A 15989-nucleotide genomic window follows, 5' to 3' on the forward strand; every position below is an offset into this window, starting at 1 on the left:
TCTTGGCATGGTGCCTGATGCCAAACCATTTTCACTGGTTAGTGAAAGTAAAAGACAGTTATCCAAGTCCAGCAATACTTGAGAATAAATAGAAAGCCGTTGATCCACTTAATCGCAGCATTGGTTCACTGCAAAGTTCCTATACGCAAGCCATAAATAAAAAATATGACCGAAGCGGGTCGTTATTCAGAACCAGGACGAAAGCTAAATCCTTGAGAGAAGATGTAAAAGGAGCAGATAATTACGGGATAAAATGCTTCTTCTATATTCATCAAAATCCATTACGGGCGGGATTGGTAAAGAGGTTGGAAGACTGGAAATTTTCTTCTTTCCGGGATTATGCAGGTTTTAGAAATGGGAAATTATGCAATAAGGAATTAGCAATGGATTTGTTCAGTCTACCCAAAAATACACATGATTTTTTTAAAGTATCACAACAGACCATTCCTGAGTATTTCATCCAAAAGTTATTCTAATCTCACGGTCTGATTGCTTCAAGCCGTTAGATCGGTATCGAGATTGTTCAACTTGCACCTCGGTCTGATGGCTCCAAGTCCATCTGACCGATTGGTGAATTCGTGCTACCTAACCTGTCATGCACTCATGTCAAGGCTCTCATGCCTAATCCATCGATCAGACGGGCAATCCGTCAGATCGAATCCGAGTATGTTTAAACTAGCCTCTGTCTGATGGCTCTTAGTCCGTCTGACCGATTGTTGGATTATGCCTTCAAGCTGGACCTTTAATCTCCTCATGTTGAAGCTCCTAATCCTGTTTCATCGTCCTGCCAGATGATCTGTCATTTCTGCTAAAGATCATTTAAATAAAAGTTCATAGATCCATCTCAATTTCTGCGTATTCATATCTTTTGCGTTCAAATAGAGGATAAAGTAAGAATAGTATTAATGTGATAATCCCGATCCAATACATACTCCATGCATAGGCCATGTGATCACTTAGTACTCCATTCATAGAAAATAAATTATAAAAATCATGGGCAGATTTTGGCAGGTCACCGATCAATGGCATTCTTCTCGCCATGGCATCGGCTGCATAAGCTGATGATTCGATCCACGCAAAGGCAGTTAACAGAAGGCCGATCTGAGCGGTAAAATGTTGGCGTTTCCACCATCCGAAAATAGCAATGGTAAAGGGCAGGAGTATCTCAAAAAGGGTGCCGCCTAATATGGCTATATACCTGGATCCAAATATGCCAAAAAAAGTGTGACCGGCTTCATGTACGATCAACAGGAAATTATCTATAAGGAAGAAAAATGGCGTTAGAATAAATGGGTAAGTGTAGATCCATGAAAAAGAGATCTCCCATTTCAGAGCCATCCAGTACTGTTCGGTTAGCACCCAACAAAAAGGAATACATACCACTGAAAACCACCACTTTTTGATGTGTGGCAATGAAAGGTCTAAAAAGTTTTCGAAATCGATCTTCTTCATTACGGGTGCCGAGAATAAGAACGTAGTGTTAAATGCTTTTTCACGTTATTTATTAAAGAATTGCTATTTTTCCGGAAGATCGCTCCAATTTCTTATACCCTTTACGAAGTACTGCCAAGCGATACTCAAATTGTACATCGTTTCAGGATCTTTTGGTTCGATCCTTTCTTTTTGAAGCTTTTTCCTCTTTAGATGAATTCTGGGCAGTTTCTTAGCAAAGTGAAAATGAGCATTCACTACCGCCATCCATTCTTTTGGTTTTCCCTCGAACAGAGCTTTCCAGGCGGCCACAGTATCTAAAATAATACGAATAGGTATTCTGGTTAACAGACTTGAGGTCGAATAATTTTTCCAAAGCATAAATAGACTGTTACGAAAATTATAAAATACTTTTCGTGGTGTATTCATTGGCAGGGAACCACCCCCTAAATGGTACACAGTGCTATCAGGGGCATATCCGATGTTGAATCCCTTATTTTGTAATCGCCAACACAGATCGATCTCCTCCATGTGGAACTCAAAATCCTCATCAAATCCTCCACAGTCTAAAAAAAGGTCTTTACGGATAGCCAAAGCAGCACCTGAAGCCCAAAATAGGTTAGTGTCTTGATCATACTGACCAACGTCTTCCTCAACAGAATCAAATATTCTCCCTCTGCAAAATGGAAAACCATATTTGTCGATATATCCTCCCGCGGCACCCGCATATTCGAAATGATCTTTTTGATTATAAGCTCTCAACTTGGGTTGAACTGCTGCAACAGAGCTATCATTAAAGGCCTCATTGATGCCATGAAGCCAGTTTTTATCGACTTCAACATCATTATTCAGGAAGAGTAAAATTTCTTTTGTCGCAAAGGGAACGGCTCTGTTATTTCCGCCACAATAACCGTAATTTCGATCAAAGGTCGCAATTTTTACATCAGGAAAATTTGACCTGACCCAATTTTTAGAACCATCATTAGATGCGTTATCAGCTATGATGATCTCAAAGTTTGGATAATCAGTTTCATATACGGATGGCAAAAAACTCTTGAGGTGTTCAAGAGCATTCCAGGTTACAATTATAATACTGATGCCTTTCAACGAATGAATATAATTTTGTGAGTGTTTTAAGATCAGGCCTTCCAGCTTAAATGTTGGCGGCCATATGAATTAACGTCAGATGATACAAAAAGTATGATCAAAATAGGGCTTATATCTGATACCCATAATTATCTGGATCCCCAGATCTTAGAATTTTTTGATGGGTGTGATGAGATCTGGCATGCTGGTGATTTCGGTAATATTCAGATAGCTGAACAACTAAAAAAGGTTGCTCCTGTTATTGGTGTTTATGGAAATATTGATGGAGAAGATATTAGGAATGAGTTTCCACTTCATCAAAGATTTGAAAGGGAGGGTTTACGGGTTTGGATCACTCACATTGGGGGTGTTCCGGGACGTTACTGCCTTCCTATACGGCAAGAATTGGAGGATGACCCACCTGAATTATTTATCTGCGGACATTCCCACATTTTAAGAATTTCCAGGGATCAGGAACTTGATAATATGCTCTATATGAACCCCGGTGCAGCAGGTAAACAGGGGTTTCAATCGCACCGTACCATCATAAGGTTTCAAATTGACAGTGGAAAGATCCATAATGTTGAGGTCATTAACCTTGATATTGAAGAAGAGGAAGCTGCCGAATGATCTTTGATTATGGAACTAGATCTGTTCGTATCGATTGATCAGCTTCATAGCATTAAAAGCGGATTGAACTACTAAAGGGATACCACCACCGGGGTGCGTTGAGCCACCTACCATATATAACCTTTCAATATCCCGGGATTTATTTCTAGGCCTGACAAACGCTGAAAACAAATTATTAGAAGAAGTTCCGTAAATACTGCCTTTGTTGGACAAATATTTTTCATAGAAGTCGAATGGCGTGATCTGTGAACGATATATTACATGATCAGAAAGAGAATTCAGCCCGCGTTTTTCCAGTTCACCTATGATCTTATCTCCATATAAATACTTATTATCATTCCAATTATATTCTTCACTTAGGTAGGGGGCATTCACTAATATAAATAAGTTGCTGCCATCATCTGGGGCATGTTCGGGATCAGATTTGGAAGTATTGGCAATATAGATTGTCGGATCCTCGGGCATCACTTTCTGTTGGAATATTTGCTTAAACTCAAGCTCATAATCTTCTGAGAAGAATATATTATGATGAGCTAGCCCTTTGTATTGTTTATCTAAGCCAAGTAATAGTACATAACCGGAACAAGAAGGTTCTATGGATCTTGCTTTGTTCTTTTTTGAAGCTCGAATGCACCCATCGGGAATGAGATTGGCTATGGTTTCAGTGGCATCACTGTTTGCTACAATTAGGTCCGCACGTAATGTTTTGTTGTGAGAGAATTCGAGTCCCGCAGCTTTTCCATTTTCAACAATCAATGACTTGACCATACTGTTGAAATGAAACTCAACACCGTTTTTCAGGGCTATATCAAAAAGGCATTCTGCTACTTTATACATGCCACCTTTCACATAATATCCGCCCTGATTCAGTTCAACATGAGGTATCACGTTAAGTGTGGCAGGAGCCTGAAAGGGAGATGATCCGTTGTAGGTTGTAAAACGTTTAAAGAACTTTCTTAGGTATTTAGTTTCGAATTCTCTGTCCACTTTATCTGAAACCGTGCTGAAAGCATCAATACCAAAAAAGCTAAGTATATCGAGTTGTTTCAGGTCTCCAAAGTTGTAAAGTGGATTGAAGATGAAAGCATCTGCTGTCTTATCATATAACTTAGCTGCATGATCCAAAAAATTTGAGTAGGACTGTGCATCTTCCTGAGAAATTGATCTGATCTCCTGAATGGATTCTTGTCTGCTTTCATAATTATTGAAAACAGTTCCATCCTGATAAAAATACTTACAAACAGGATCCAGGGGAATAAGATCCAAATAGTCATTAAGGTTTTCTCCACACTCCAGAAACAGTTTTTCAAGTAGAAAAGGCATGGTCAGTAAACTAGGGCCCGTATCGAATCTGAACCCATCTGACCGGATCTCGTTCATTTTACCGCCTGCAGTTTCATTCTTTTCGTAAACGGTAACATGGTGACCTTTAGCTGCAAGTAAACAGGAAATTGAAAGTCCACCTAAACCTGCACCAACTACTGCAACTTTCATTGTTAATATAGTTTATGATTGAATTTTATGATCTATTGACCTAAGTGTATCCCGGATATCTTTCAAGAGTTCCGTTGTGCTTTCAGTTTCTTCCGTTGCAGTAGACATTTCTGTGACCTTATCCCGTTGCTCAAAGACCAGATTCCTGAAGGCAACCGCATTAACAATTCCGATCAATGAAAGGTCGGCTGAGTTTTGGCCTGTATTTCCCGCAGTTTCAATTTTAAGAATACTAAGCCCAAAAAATTTTAAAAGGGGGCCTTCCTTGAAAGTAAGATCCTGGATCTTATCTAAAGGGATAGTTCGTTCGGTTTGAAAGATATATCCTTTTTTAAAACGTAAAGAGCGTGTTGTTAACTCACACTCTAATCTCTCGAAGTATCTGTTCAAATAAATATTACCTAGAATAAGCCAAAAGGGAAGGAGAGGGATTAATACAACGGAAAGTACCAATATCAGCGAGCCATACCATAAAATATATGATTTGATTCGTGGATTGAATTCAGCTTTATGGAGTACCTTTGCTTTTGAGGTCATATTTCCGGATCTAAGTCTAGTTGGTATTCATACCTAATAATCTCACATCCCTCTAAGACTAGCAACTCAATTATTCGCTGATTGTTCAGTTTGATCTTCAGGGATGAAATTCATTGCAAGTGAATTCATACAATATCTTAGTCCGGTGGGTTCAGGTCCATCATCAAAAACGTGCCCAAGATGACTACCACAATTTGAACAAACGATCTCGGTACGGGTCATAAACCAACTGTTATCCTCTCGTTCACCAACCAATGAATCTGCAAGAGGGCGCCAAAAACTGGGCCACCCGGAACCACTTTCATACTTATGTTCAGAACTGTAAAGTTTTTGTCCACATGCCCCACACACGTAAATACCATCTCTTTTATTACTATTGTATTCATTTACAAAAGGTAGTTCCGTTCCGCGATCCCTTAGGATCCTATATTCTTTTTCTGTAAGAATTTCTTTCCATTCAGCCTCAGTTTTTTGAACAGGATATCTATCCTCAGGTAAAGTATCGGTGTGTGCAATATGCAAAGAGGCAGTTTCAAGTTGTTTATTGACTTCCGGTGAATCCCCATTATTTAACAGGTATAGACTGAAGATTATAAAAGATAAGGTAACAATAGCTGCAACAGTTAACTTCATAGTAAATTCTCGATAAATTTGGATGTATTAACTAAACAACACCTGGAAATGACATTTAGTTTGCACCTTAAGATATTTATTTATACAACTACCATTCTATATCCCAGTTGTTGAATTCATCCTTTAATCTTTTTGGAGCCTGTTGCTTGAACAATCGTATGCCTGCTGTAAAACCAACCCAGAAACGATATTGTCTTCCCTTTGTTTCAGGTGACCATAGGCTGTACCAGGTGTAATCATTAGCGTCACTAACCCTTGTTACCTGGGCATTAAATGATGGTCCACCATAGATAGAGAGGCCATTGGAAAGTCGTTTTCCTAATAAAAATTTATATGAATAGATGAGGTTGAGATCTTCCCTCCATTCATCCTCAAAATGATGAAGTACAGAAAATTCCTGATTTACATACATTGTCTCATTTTCCCATTTTCTAAAAGAATCAGAGATATTCTTTTCTAAACCTACAGCTATCCCAACTCGGTAAACGTCTCTGTCTAAGAGGGGGTTGTATCCAAATATAGCTGAGTTATAAACCCGGTGCGTACCAAGGGTTATCCCAAGGTCTGTAAAACCGCCATCAGAAAATCTTACATCAATGTTTTTACGTCCGTTACCATAGTAACTAATGAAACCAATAGGTACTCCATCAAATTCTTTTGCAAAGTTGATCAAGCCTATTTGTAGTCCTGTTGCTTTTTGCGAAGCATTTAATAGACCCGCGAATTGAAGTCCGGTCATTTCTTTGGCAATATTTGCAATACCTGATACTGATGCCCCTTCAAGGTGTCTTGCATAGTTTAAACCACCGGTTACCAATAATCCACTGGCTGATCCCTTTGCGAGGTTGAAACCACCTGAAACCATTAACCCTTCAATATCACCAATAGCTGCATTACCTCCACCCGAGACCTGCAAACCTGAAGCCTGAGACCCTGCAAAATTTAATAAACCGGTTACTTGCAGACCTTCAATATCATCTCTTGCTACGTTAGTGATACCTGATACCTGAAGTCCGGATATATCTCCATAGGCAGCATTAAATAGTCCAGCTCCCTGTATTCCTTCAATATCCCCTTTAGCAATATTGGCTAAACCAGCGATCTGAATTCCACTTGAATTCTCAGCAGACAGGTTTCCGAAACCGGCAAATTGTATACCTTCAAGTTCCCCCATCGAAACATTAGTGACACCCGAAAGCTGTATACCTGTCATGTCTTTACCGGAGAAGTTCCCAATTCCGGCCAGATTTATACCCTTAAGATCTCCGTTAGTAATATTGGCTACACCCGCCAATTGAAAACCTGAACTATAGTGTTTATTGTAGTTTATCAATCCACCAATCTCTCCGCCATCCAAGCCACCGTGATACCCCCCAAGAATATTGATCGAGTATCTGGCGGTATACCTGGGTGCTTCAACACCATTTGTGCTTAGGGGAGGGAAAAGTGTGATTCTCCATTTTCTATATTCCAGATCTTCGTGATTTTGATCCTGGGCTTTTAGAAAAGCAGGATAAAGATTTAATCCTGCTGCTACGAGTAGTACAGTTAGTAGGTATTTAGCCATGGCCTGAATTTATTCTTAATTATTATGAATTCAGAAACCCATACGAATAGAAGAAAAAAAGGTTATAGTTAAATAACCGAGATCATTGAAAATGTAAAAAATTCAAACTATGGAATCTTTCAGATCTGGGAATTCCTCATCAAGTACTTCATTCCAATTTTCTACTTCACTTATACTTAATAACAAATCTCCAACTTCACCTTCAATTTCGACCGTTTCTATCTTATCACCCTGAACTATCTGATTGACTACTTCCATGTCATTATCAGATATGACTTCGCCAAATACAGCGTGCTTTCCATCTAACCAGGGGGTCGCTGTATGTGTGATAAAAAACTGACTCCCATTCGTATTTGGTCCTGCATTAGCCATCGATAATTTGCCCGGAGAATCGTGGATCAGCTCTTCATGAAACTCATCATCAAAACGATAGCCCGGGCCACCACGACCGTCTCCATTCGGGCAGCCACCTTGAATCATGAAATCATTAATAACACGATGAAAAAACAGGCCATCATAGAACCCTTGTGTAGCTAGATTTACGAAGTTTGCAACCGTTTTTGGAGCTTTTTCAGGAAATAATTTTATGTTGATCTTTCCTTTTGAGGTATTGAAAGTGCAGGTTAAGTCCATAATTATATTAGTGTACAGATAGTTTTAAGAATAAAAAGTTTGAATCAAGGCCGGGATTTTGATTTCCGGTCTGGGCATTTGAAATGTGATGAAACTTATACCCAAATGATAAATCAGAGAATGAATTGATTTGAATGATATTTCCAAAAATGATATCAAAAGTGAAGTTAAGCCTTCTGGCTTCGTCAGTAGGGAAGAAATCATCCATAAAGATGATCCCACCTGTGGTTTGTGCAAAAGGTGTGAACCATCTTGATTTATGATTTTTTACCATAAATCCAGCAGGAGAGATCCCAAAACCACTGTTAGTAGTACGCATATCATTGGCATCTCTTTTAGGATAATCAAAACTGATATAGGGAATGACACTGGCAGTGTACCACAAGGATAAACCTTTTTTCAGATCCTTAAGATGTCTTTGAAAACCAATCCGGAGTATTTGAGTTTGTGAATTATCGGTTTTACCTAAAAACTGTATTGATTGTGCAGAATAACCACCCCAGATTGTATAGCGAGTCTCATATGTTCCAATATTGGGTCTATCCTGTCCCGAGATCTTTGTATTTATAAATAGTAGCAGTAGGCCAGTAAGTATAAAATGGTAAAGAGTTTTATCAATGCCGAAAATTTTCAAGAGATACTTCAGGATTTAGATTTGCTGGTTTTTTGAAAACTTATAACCGAAACAACCCAGATCACGATCCATGCTCCACCTAAATAGAAATTTTCTGCATAGAAAAGTATACCTACTGTCAACCCGTAAATGATATGATAGAATAGGGAAGGAGCAGACGTTTTATTCGCCTTACTATTAAGTGTTGGCATTACAAAGGTCAATAACTTACTAATTAACAGCAATGCTGTGTAAACCCAAAGAATGATGCTCAGTACATCATTGGGATAGACTGCGTATGATGCAATAATAAGAAGTACAACTATGTCGAGATAGGCGTCTTTAAGCCATTTCATCAATATTATTCTGCCTGATCTTGTATTGGATTAAGTGAGACCACTTCTTTAGCATGAAGGCCTTTATCACCTTCGTCAAGAAGAAATTCAACTTCTTCTCCGCGTCTTAACTTTTTAAACCCATCGGCCTGAATTTCTGAGTAATGAACAAAGGCATCTTCGCCTGTATCAGTACTAATAAAACCATAACCTTTGGTATTATGAAACCATTTCACTGTACCCTTTTGCTTGTCTGACATAAACCCAAAAAATTTATTAAAGTTGACTAAACGAATAACTAACTAAAGTTACCCATAACAGCAACTAAAATAATTTTTGGAAACAATACAATCAACAGCAACCTGTAATTAGTTTATACTATCGAATTCTGAGTTCTTCGATCCAGATCGCCATACCATCTGAATTCTTGGTTGAAGTCAGTTCTGTTTCTGAAGTGAGTATTTTATCGCCTTCAGTTTCTACCTCAACAATTAGACCTTTAACATGTATTATGTGTCCTTCGCGAAGAGTCTTTAACTTTTCACTGATATCAGAAGTTGAGGGCATAAGATGCCATAGATCGCTTTCGCCATAAATAGTGTTTAGAGGCAGTGGAGGACGGGTAAGGTCCAATTTAAAAGATCGGTCTTTCAGTGAGTAGAAGATATAATCCAGATTACGTTCATCGGAGAGCTGATTCCAACCAACCATTGCATCAGTAGGCGCATATTTTGTGATATTGTCAAAGAAATAGCGTTTTCGTTTTATGATCAAAACTTCACCCTCTATGACTTTTTTGGGCGTTATTGTAGCTCCTTTAAAAGTAAACGGCTCTTGCCATGTTAACCTTTCTATTTCTGGAGCACTTTTAACCATAACTCCCGGACCACGATCCACTGGAAATGTTGAATAAACTATGTAGCTGGCTGCTACAAATACACAGAAAACTAAATACTTTACCATAACCTTCACCTTGATTTATTTTCTTACAAGAGGGCGCTTAATCATTATCGTTACAGATTTATTATGATCTTATAATATTTACAGTCAGGAATGTTCCGGATTTCTAATGATCAAGCCATTAATTTTGTAAGAATTATTTGTGTAAATACGCTTTGTTATTTACTGATAGGAAACCTTATCTTTGTAGTCTTCAAAAAAGCCAAAGTGGCGGAATTGGTAGACGCGCGCGACTCAAAATCGCGTTCCTCCGGGAGTGTGGGTTCGAGTCCCACCTTTGGTACATAAAGCCTTGCAGAAATCTGTAAGGCTTTTTTTATTTTATACGCTATCGAACTTGGCAATAGTTGCTGAATATCTTCTTAAACAGTCAGTTATTTATAGCATCAGTTTCATTTATTATTATTTTAAGTGAAAACATTAATTAGATCCTAATCAAGTAGGTGTTATGAGTAATTACCATATCAAAAGTTTAGAGGAATATTTTAAAGTTTATCGGCATTCAGTCAGAGAGCCTGAGGTATTTTGGTCTGAGATCGCTGAGGAACATTTTACCTGGAGGAAGAGTTGGGATAACGTTTTGGAATGGGATTTCAAGAAACCGGAGATCAAATGGTTTGACGGGGCAAAACTCAACATCACTGAAAATTGTATTGACAGACACTTACTTACCAAAGGTGATAAGACAGCTATATTATTTGAGCCGAATGATCCCGAAGAAGAGCCAGAGCATATTTCCTATACCGAACTTCACAAGAGAGTCAATAGGTTTGCCAACGTCCTGAAAGAACAAGGGGTTGGTAAAGGTGACAGGGTATGTATTTATTTACCAATGATCCCGGAGCTGGCAGTTTCAATGCTTGCCTGCGCCCGAATTGGAGCCATTCATTCGGTAGTTTTTGCCGGTTTTTCTTCTAAGGCACTCTCAACAAGGATAAAGGATTGCGATGCTAAAATTGTGATCACCTCCGATGGATCATACAGGGGGCAAAAAACCATTGACCTGAAAGGAATTGTTGATGAAGCGTTGAAACAATGTCCGGATGTGGAAAGTGTATTAGTTGCTAAGCGCATTAAATCTGATGTACAAATGGTGGATGGTCGCGATTTATGGTTACAGCCACTTTTAGATGAGGCCTCAGATAAATGTGACATTGAGATCGTGGAAGCTGAGGACCCATTATTTATTCTGTATACTTCCGGGTCAACGGGTAAGCCAAAAGGTATGGTTCACACTTCAGCAGGTTATATGGTGTATACGGCTTACACCTTTAAAAACGTGTTCCAATACAAAAATGATGATATCTATTGGTGTACAGCTGATATTGGGTGGATCACCGGACATAGTTACATTGTATATGGTCCCTTATTAAATGGAGCTACAACCGTAATGTTTGAAGGCGTTCCGAGCTACCCTGATTTTAGCAGATTCTGGGAAATAGTTGAAAAACATAAAGTGAATCAATTTTATACTGCGCCGACTGCCATAAGAGCCTTAGCAAAAGAAAACCTTTCATATTTAGAAAAACATGATCTGTCATCCCTTAAAGTGTTAGGAACTGTGGGTGAACCGATTAACGAAGAAGCTTGGCATTGGTATAATGACAACGTGGGGAATAAAAACAGTCCCGTTGTGGATACCTGGTGGCAAACAGAAACAGGGGGTATTATGATCTCTCCAATTCCGTATGTAACACCAACTATTCCAACTTTTGCAACTATGCCGCTTCCTGGGGTGCAGCCCGCCCTTATGGATGAAAATGCCAAAGAGATAAAAGGGAATCAGGTTGAAGGCAGATTATGTATCAAATATCCATGGCCGGGAATGGCACGTACGATCTGGGGGAATCACGAGCGTTTCAAGAATACTTATTTTTCAGCATACGAGAATATGTATTTCACCGGTGATGGTGCCAGGAGGGATGCCACAGGATATTATAGAATTACCGGTAGGGTGGATGATGTAGTGATCGTATCAGGACATAACCTGGGAACAGCACCGATCGAAGACTCTATCAATGAGCACCCGGCAGTCGCAGAATCGGCTATTGTTGGATTTCCACATGAGATCAAGGGTAATGCCTTGTACGGGTTTATTACACTCAAAGAAACAGGTGAATCACGCGTTCAGGATAATCTGCGAAAAGAGATCAATCAGATACTGACAGAACATATAGGCCCGATCGCCAAGCTGAATAAAATTCAGTTTTGTGAGGGATTACCCAAAACCCGTTCGGGTAAGATCATGAGACGGATCCTTAGAAAGATCGCTTCAAATGAAACAGATAACTTAGGGGATGTGTCTACATTGCAGGATCCTGAAGTTGTCGAAAAGATCATCAAAGGGCGCATTCAATAATATATTTGAGCCAAATAAACTCATTTTTATAAGCCTTCGGCAATCGTCTTCCGAAGGCTTACTTATTATGACATGTTGTGTTTGATCATTCATACTGTTTCATTGGGTTAAACAAGTATGGAGTCTTTACATGAGACCGTTATTAATTTTACTAACATCAGTAATTCTGTTTTCATCTCTAATCTTTGTTGGGTGTGGCGGCAACAATGAAGGAAAAGGTAAGGAAGTGACTATAACAGAGACTGAACGAAACGAATACATGGAAAAAGGCCAGCAACTAGCCATTGAAACCCAAAAAGTTCTCGGTTCAAACCTGGTAAAAGCCATAAATGAAGACGGACCGATCAATGCTCTTGTGTTCTGTAATATTCAGGCTCATCCATTAACCGATAGTATGGCAACGGCTCTGAAAGCTCATATAACAAGAGTGACTGACCAACCCAGGAATCAGGACAATGCGGCCAATGAAGATCAGCTGACATACATCTCTGCAGCCAAACAAAAATTAGCGGTGGGTGAAGAGCTCAGACCTGAGATCAGTGTGAAGGATGGTAAAGTAACGGGATATTATCCCATCATTACTAATCAGATGTGTATGCAATGTCATGGCAGTGAAAACGATCAGATCACTCAAGAAACTCTTGCCAAGATCAATGAGCTTTATCCGAATGATAAGGCTACAGGGTACAATGTGGGAGAGTTACGAGGTATATGGGTCGTTGAAATGGATGGAGAATGAGATCACTTATAGCCCTGTGGGTTTTGTGATTGCCATCGCCAGGTATCCTCACACATTTGTGTGATATTTCGCTTTGCTTTCCAGTTGAGCTCAGTTTCAGCTTTCGTCGGATCAGCGTAGCACTCGGCAATATCGCCGGGACGCCTGCTCGTAAACTCATAAGGTATTTTTTTACCTGATGCTTTTTCAAACGCTTTAACCATATCCAACACACTCGAACCTTTACCGGTACCAAGATTATGTATGATCAATCCTGGATTAGTCTTAAGCTTTTCCAAAGCTTTAAGGTGACCAACAGCAAGGTCAACTACATGAATATAATCTCTTACCCCGGTTCCATCTGCAGTAGGGTAGTCACTGCCAAATACTGACAACTTATCGAGTTTTCCGACAGCAACTTGTGAGATATAGGGCATGAGGTTATTAGGAATATCATTCGGGTCTTCACCAATTAGTCCGCTTTTGTGAGCCCCAACCGGGTTGAAATACCTAAGTATTGAAATATTCCAAGAACTGTCTGCCAAATGAAGATCCTTGAGTATGTACTCGTTAAATAACTTGGTTCGGCCGTATGGATTTGTCGCAGAAAGAGAGGAGTTTTCTGTAATAGGTACGGATTCCGGATCACCATATACCGTTGCTGAAGAGGAAAAAACAAGGTTCTTCACCCCGTATTCATTCATAACGTCACATAATATGAGAGTACTCGTGATGTTATTATTATAATACATTAAAGGCTTTTGAACAGATTCTCCAACAGCCTTGTAGCCTGCAAAATGAATAACAGAATCAATATCGTGGCTTTCAAAGATACCCCTGACAGCTTCTTTATTCAGAATATCTTCCTCATAAAAGATCACTTTCTTATCTGTGATCCTCTCTACACGTTTAATGGCTTCGTAGCTGCTATTGGATAAATTATCTATCACAATTACCTCATGGCCCGATTCCAGCAGCTCCAAAACGGTATGACTTCCTATATACCCGGCTCCACCCGTTACAAAAACTTTCATATAATCTCGCTTATTTTATCTGTAGTTTAAGCTCTTCTATGACCTTATCACATAATCTGTTGACCTTTTTTGCGGAATTTTCGAGATCTGTATCCGGTTTTTCATCCCACAACAAGGTCTTAGCATGCTCATATTCTTCAACGATCTGATCTAACCCCAGCATTTGAGCGACTGGTTTGATTTTATGGCCGGCTTTTCTGAAACTGGTTTCATCACGGATCAACAGGAACTTCTTATAGTTATTGCTGAATTCAGTAAACGAATCTACAGCAGCCTCAGAAAATTCACTAATATATTTCTCTTCGCCGTATAGCATTTCTGACAGACTACTGAAGTCTACCAATGTATTTTTATCTGTCAATTTATTCGTCGTTTACTGGTTCCTTGATATTGTGAGGAGTGGGCTTACCGAATTCGTTGAGATGAACAAAAACGATCTTATCAATAGTAATGATATGTTCTTTAGTAAATTTATTGCGTACCAAGCATTTAACCGTTATTGAAGTTCGTCCGAATTTTACAGTTTCCATACCGATCTCAATAACCTCGCCCAACTTTGCAGAGTTTACAAAATTGATCTCAGACATATATTTTGTCACAATGTTTCCCTTACCCAATTGACAAAGCACATATATCGCTGCTTCCTCATCGATCCAGGAGATAACGGTACCGCCAAAAAGAGTGCCGTGGGCATTCAGATCTTCCGGTTTTATTAATTTCCTGCTGAAAAATCTCATATTATCTTAATTGATTATTAGTACCTTAAAGATAAGGGATAATGATTTAATCAAATAATTTGATTTAAGAATGTTAGAATTAATATGTTCTATTAGATTATCAATAGAAGTTATATTATTGTAACAATTGGTTCTATTTTTACTCTCTATGTAAAAGAAATATCACGGCTAAAGAAATTATGAAGACAATAGCACTGACAAATCAGAAGGGTGGAGTTGGTAAAACCACAACAACGATAAATTTAGGAGCGGGTTTAGCAAAGCTTGGAAAAAAGGTCCTCCTTATAGACCTTGATCCACAAGCGAACCTGACTTACTCACTTAGAACACATTCTCACCGGTTGGATAAAACTATATACCATGCTTTGAAAGGTGTTGCAAGTGTTAAGGATATCCTTGTGGAGCACAATGGGTTCGACTTTCTTCCCTCATCCCTAGAATTGTCCGGTGCAGAGCTCGAACTGGCAAGTGAGCCCGCCAGGGAAGGGTTGCTGAAGAATGTAATAAAAGATATCGAGCGCAATTATGATTATGATTATGTATTGATCGATTGCCCTCCAAACCTAGGTCTTTTAACCTTAAATGCGTTTACTGCAGTTGAAGATATTTTCATTGTACTGCAATCCGAATACCTGGCACTTCATGGGTTATCAAAACTATTGGACCTGGTCAAAATTGTTCAGCAGAGATTAAATAACCAGCTTGAAGTTGGAGGTATCATTTGTACGTTATATGATAGCCGCAAAAATCTTAATAAGGAAGTTGTAGGCCATATCAAAGACTATTTTGGTCCTAAGGTTTTTAAGACTATTATCAGGGATAACGTGGCGCTGGCAGAGGCTCCAAGCCATCACAAGACCATTTTTGAATATGACGGTAACAGTGCAGGGGCCGAAGATTATTTTGCACTGGCAAAAGAAGTTAAAAACGGACAATAGACCGATGAGTAAGAAGAAAAGCTTAGGGCATAACCCGTTGTCTTACAGCACACGGGCACATGCCTCATTCGATTTCATTGCTCCTTCCTATAAGCAAGAGGAAGAACAGGAAGAGTCTGCCCAAAAAGAAAAAAAAGTAAATAAAGTTACGGCCAGTTATTATCTGGAGGAGCTTGTGGTAGATAAAGTCAGAGACCTGGCCGACCAAAAAGAAACTTCATACTCTGCATTAGTTAATGATATTTTAAAAGATTCTCTCCGGGATATTACTTCAGAATCTTAGA

The 15989-nt window shown here is 39.1% G+C and carries 20 protein-coding genes and 1 tRNA gene; 7 read left to right on the plus strand and 14 right to left on the minus strand.

Annotated features, from left to right (window positions below):
- Positions 1-212: 212 nt before the first annotated feature.
- Complete coding sequence (locus tag AC13FX_RS12790) at positions 213-476, plus strand: hypothetical protein (RefSeq protein WP_482881145.1); 264 nt, start codon at positions 213-215, stop codon at positions 474-476.
- A 355-nt stretch (positions 477-831) separates the two neighbouring features.
- Here AC13FX_RS12790 and AC13FX_RS12795 read toward each other — a convergent pair whose 3' ends face one another.
- Together AC13FX_RS12795 and AC13FX_RS12800 are read right to left on the minus strand one after the other, a co-directional pair.
- Positions 832-1452 carry a hypothetical protein gene (locus AC13FX_RS12795; RefSeq protein ID WP_482881146.1) on the minus strand — a complete coding sequence of 207 codons (621 nt, stop codon included), beginning with the start codon at positions 1450-1452 and terminating at the stop codon, positions 832-834.
- A 63-nt stretch (positions 1453-1515) separates the two neighbouring features.
- Positions 1516-2538, minus strand: coding sequence for a glycosyltransferase family 2 protein (locus tag AC13FX_RS12800; protein ID WP_482881148.1), 1023 nt, complete (start codon positions 2536-2538; stop codon positions 1516-1518).
- A gap of 93 nt (positions 2539-2631) precedes the next feature.
- Here AC13FX_RS12800 and AC13FX_RS12805 point away from each other — a divergent pair, with 93 nt between their 5' ends.
- The gene (locus tag AC13FX_RS12805; RefSeq protein ID WP_482881150.1) at positions 2632-3147 is read left to right on the plus strand and encodes a metallophosphoesterase family protein; all 516 of its coding nucleotides are present in this window, start codon (positions 2632-2634) and stop codon (positions 3145-3147) included.
- Between the two features lie 15 nt (positions 3148-3162).
- On the opposite strand, the gene AC13FX_RS12810 is transcribed toward AC13FX_RS12805, so the two are convergent.
- The 9 genes from AC13FX_RS12810 to AC13FX_RS12850 all read right to left on the minus strand — a co-directional run bounded on the left by AC13FX_RS12810 (position 3163) and on the right by AC13FX_RS12850 (position 9922).
- Positions 3163-4641, minus strand: coding sequence for a phytoene desaturase family protein (locus AC13FX_RS12810; RefSeq protein ID WP_482881151.1), 1479 nt, complete (start codon positions 4639-4641; stop codon positions 3163-3165).
- Positions 4642-4653: 12 nt separating this feature from the next.
- On the minus strand, positions 4654-5178 hold the full coding sequence (locus tag AC13FX_RS12815; RefSeq protein ID WP_482881152.1) for a PH domain-containing protein: 525 nt from the start codon (positions 5176-5178) through the stop codon (positions 4654-4656).
- Between the two features lie 66 nt (positions 5179-5244).
- Positions 5245-5811 (minus strand): peptide-methionine (R)-S-oxide reductase MsrB, encoded by a 567-nt coding sequence (gene msrB, locus AC13FX_RS12820; RefSeq protein WP_482881153.1) that lies wholly within the window; start codon positions 5809-5811, stop codon positions 5245-5247.
- An 88-nt stretch (positions 5812-5899) separates the two neighbouring features.
- Positions 5900-7378, minus strand: a complete 1479-nt coding sequence (locus AC13FX_RS12825) for a hypothetical protein (protein WP_482881155.1) — start codon at positions 7376-7378, stop codon at positions 5900-5902.
- 102 nt (positions 7379-7480) lie between these two features.
- Positions 7481-8011 carry a peptidylprolyl isomerase gene (locus AC13FX_RS12830; RefSeq protein ID WP_482881156.1) on the minus strand — a complete coding sequence of 177 codons (531 nt, stop codon included), beginning with the start codon at positions 8009-8011 and terminating at the stop codon, positions 7481-7483.
- 7 nt (positions 8012-8018) lie between these two features.
- Positions 8019-8645, minus strand: a complete 627-nt coding sequence (locus AC13FX_RS12835) for an acyloxyacyl hydrolase (RefSeq protein ID WP_482881158.1) — start codon at positions 8643-8645, stop codon at positions 8019-8021.
- Positions 8646-8653: 8 nt separating this feature from the next.
- Entirely contained in the window at positions 8654-8980 is a 327-nt protein-coding gene (locus AC13FX_RS12840) for a hypothetical protein (protein ID WP_482881159.1), read from the minus strand.
- A 5-nt stretch (positions 8981-8985) separates the two neighbouring features.
- On the minus strand, positions 8986-9219 hold the full coding sequence (locus AC13FX_RS12845) for a cold-shock protein (protein ID WP_482881161.1): 234 nt from the start codon (positions 9217-9219) through the stop codon (positions 8986-8988).
- A gap of 118 nt (positions 9220-9337) precedes the next feature.
- On the minus strand, positions 9338-9922 hold the full coding sequence (locus AC13FX_RS12850; protein ID WP_482881163.1) for a hypothetical protein: 585 nt from the start codon (positions 9920-9922) through the stop codon (positions 9338-9340).
- Between the two features lie 198 nt (positions 9923-10120).
- Here AC13FX_RS12850 and AC13FX_RS12855 point away from each other — a divergent pair.
- The 3 genes from AC13FX_RS12855 (at position 10121) to AC13FX_RS12865 (ending at position 13017) form a co-directional block, all read left to right on the plus strand.
- Positions 10121-10202, plus strand: a tRNA-Leu gene (locus AC13FX_RS12855).
- A gap of 165 nt (positions 10203-10367) precedes the next feature.
- Entirely contained in the window at positions 10368-12278 is a 1911-nt protein-coding gene (gene acs, locus AC13FX_RS12860; protein ID WP_482881164.1) for an acetate--CoA ligase, read from the plus strand.
- Between the two features lie 130 nt (positions 12279-12408).
- Positions 12409-13017 (plus strand): Tll0287-like domain-containing protein, encoded by a 609-nt coding sequence (locus tag AC13FX_RS12865; RefSeq protein ID WP_482881165.1) that lies wholly within the window; start codon positions 12409-12411, stop codon positions 13015-13017.
- Positions 13018-13019: 2 nt separating this feature from the next.
- Here the strand turns inward: AC13FX_RS12865 and galE are convergent, their stop codons facing one another.
- From galE to AC13FX_RS12880, 3 genes are read right to left on the minus strand one after another with little or no spacing between them, the layout of a single operon-like run.
- Complete coding sequence (galE, locus tag AC13FX_RS12870) at positions 13020-14030, minus strand: UDP-glucose 4-epimerase GalE (RefSeq protein WP_482881167.1); 1011 nt, start codon at positions 14028-14030, stop codon at positions 13020-13022.
- Positions 14031-14040: 10 nt separating this feature from the next.
- Complete coding sequence (locus AC13FX_RS12875) at positions 14041-14391, minus strand: taurine dioxygenase (RefSeq protein WP_482881169.1); 351 nt, start codon at positions 14389-14391, stop codon at positions 14041-14043.
- Between the two features lies 1 nt (position 14392).
- Positions 14393-14767 carry an acyl-CoA thioesterase gene (locus tag AC13FX_RS12880; protein WP_482881170.1) on the minus strand — a complete coding sequence of 125 codons (375 nt, stop codon included), beginning with the start codon at positions 14765-14767 and terminating at the stop codon, positions 14393-14395.
- 179 nt (positions 14768-14946) lie between these two features.
- Between AC13FX_RS12880 and AC13FX_RS12885 the strand changes: the two genes are divergently transcribed.
- Positions 14947-15705, plus strand: a complete 759-nt coding sequence (locus AC13FX_RS12885; RefSeq protein WP_482881171.1) for a ParA family protein — start codon at positions 14947-14949, stop codon at positions 15703-15705.
- Between the two features lie 4 nt (positions 15706-15709).
- Positions 15710-15988, plus strand: a complete 279-nt coding sequence (locus tag AC13FX_RS12890; protein WP_482881172.1) for a hypothetical protein — start codon at positions 15710-15712, stop codon at positions 15986-15988.
- Position 15989: the final 1 nt, after the last annotated feature.

It is taken from the genome of Gracilimonas sp. B-17, from assembly GCF_056857935.1.